General features: G+C 74.5%; 1 protein-coding gene. It reads left to right on the top strand.

Annotated features, from left to right (window positions below):
- Window positions 1-1,405: beta-ketoacyl synthase N-terminal-like domain-containing protein (locus tag PUR61_RS18570; protein ID WP_329880025.1), on the top strand; the 1,405-nt coding region annotated here is incomplete at both ends.

Here is a 1,405-nt window from a genome sequence, read left to right as displayed (position 1 = left end):
CACCGACGCGGACCGGGAGCGGATGCGGCGTGGTGGTGTCCTGCCGCTGACCGCCGAGCAGGGGCTCGCGGCCTTCGACGCGGCGCTTTCCGGTGGACGGCCGCTGGTCGCTGCGCTCGCGGTCGACACCGCGGTACTCCGCGAGGCCATCGGTGCCCCGACGCTGCTGCGCGGGCTGGTCCACACCCCGGGCGGCCCGGCCGCCGGTACCTCCCTGGGCCTGCGGCTGGCCGGCCTGCCCGTCGAGCAGCGCGTCACGGCGGTGCTCGGGCTGATCCGGGCCCAGGTGTCGGACGTCCTCGGCTACGACCGGGCCGAGGACGTCGATCCGAAGCGGGCCTTCAACGAACTGGGCTTCGACTCGCTCACGGCCGTCGAGCTGCGCAACCGCCTCGCCGCCGCGACCGGGCTGCGGCTGCCGTCCACGTTGGTCTTCGACTACCCGAACGCCACCCTGCTGGCCGGTCACGTCGGCGCGGAGCTGGCCGGCGCCGCTCCCGCCGTGGCCGCGCCGGTGCCGGCCGTCCGCGTGGACGAGCCGATCGCGATCGTCGGGATGGCCTGCCGTTACCCCGGGGGCGTCGCCTCGCCGGAGGACCTGTGGGAGCTGGTGGCGTCCGGGCGGGACGGGATCGTGCCGTTCCCCGAGGACCGTGGCTGGGACGTCGAGAACCTCTACCACCCCGACCCGGACCAGCCCGGCACCTCCTACGCCCGCGACGGCGGATTCCTCACCGGCGCGGCCGACTTCGACCCCGGGCTGTTCGGGATCTCGCCGCGTGAGGCGCTGGCGATGGACCCGCAGCACCGGCTGCTGCTGGAGACCTCCTGGGAGGCGTTCGAGCGGGCCGGTGTCGACCCCCGGAGCCTGCGCGGATCCCGCACCGGCGTGTTCGCGGGCATCATGTACGGCGACTACGCGACCGTCCTGGAGCAGGCCGAGGCGCAGGTCGAGGGCTTCATGGGGACCGGCGGGAGCATCGCGTCGGGCCGGGTGTCGTACACCTTCGGTCTGGAGGGTCCGGCGGTCACGGTCGACACGGCGTGCTCGTCCTCGCTGGTCGCTCTGCACCTGGCGGTGCAGGCGCTGCGCAGCGGGGAGTGCGAGCTGGCGTTGGCCGGTGGCGTGACGGTGATGGCGACGCCGGGGACGTTCGTCGGGTTCTCGCGGCAGCGGGGCCTCGCCGCTGACGGCCGGTGCAAGTCCTTCGCCGAGGGCGCGGACGGCACCGGGTGGGGCGAGGGTGTCGGCATGCTGCTCGTGGAGCGGCTGGCCGATGCCGAGCGTCTGGGTCACCCGGTCCTGGCGGTGGTGCGGGGCAGTGCGGTGAACCAGGACGGTGCGTCCAACGGTCTGACCGCGCCCAACGGTCCGTCGCAGCAGCGGGTGATCCGCCAGGCGTTG

The sequence above is a fragment of the Streptomyces sp. BE20 genome, assembly GCF_036322525.1.
Lineage (GTDB): Bacteria > Actinomycetota > Actinomycetes > Streptomycetales > Streptomycetaceae > Kitasatospora.
This window is presented reverse-complemented; position numbering and strand designations above follow the sequence as displayed.